General features: G+C 60.6%; 1 protein-coding gene. It reads left to right on the plus strand.

From position 1 onward, the window contains the following. The first annotated feature begins 51 nt into the window (after positions 1 to 51). Entirely contained in the window at positions 52 to 441 is a 390-nt protein-coding gene (locus JWR98_RS29155; RefSeq protein WP_003175409.1) for a hypothetical protein, read from the plus strand. The last annotated feature ends 178 nt before the right edge of the window (positions 442 to 619 follow it).

The raw sequence follows: 619 nt of genomic DNA on the forward strand, positions 1-619 counted from the left end.
GGTCACTCCTACTGACGGGCTACTTTCCTCAGGCCCGCAGGAGGAATCAGGATGACGACTTACAATTGGGATTTGATCGAACGTCTGCTGCATGAAGTGCAGAACGGCGAAGGCAGCTTCGCGCCGCGCAAATACGCCGAACAGGAAGCGGCCGAGAAGGCCACGGCGGGCGAGGACACCGGCAATCTGGATGCGCTGAAGAAGACCGCTGCCGATTACGAGGCGCTGCTGTTCAAGCGCGGTTTTATCGAATCACGCCCGGAGGAAGAGGGCGGCAATGGCGAGAATTTCATTTTGACGGCGCTGGGCGCGCAATTGCTGGCGCTGATCGACAGTTCCATTCCGGGCAATGATCATCCGCGCCAGGTGTTGGATGAGCAGGCCGACGCACTGGACCCGCAGACCTTCGCTGACGTGGCGTCCAAAGCGCAAATCGCCTGACCTTGTCACGCGCCGGCACCCGCATGGCCGGCGCGAAACTGTCGGATCGGTAATCTGGCGCTAAGGTTGCTGACAGCCGGCGCCACCTAATCTGCTGCCATTCAACTGACGGGCTTGAATTGGCATGCACCCTCTCACTTCTCGACGTACTTTCGTCAAAGGCCTGGCCGCCGGCGGC

The sequence above is a fragment of the Pseudomonas lactucae genome (genome assembly GCF_016937615.1).
GTDB lineage: Bacteria > Pseudomonadota > Gammaproteobacteria > Pseudomonadales > Pseudomonadaceae > Aquipseudomonas > Aquipseudomonas lactucae.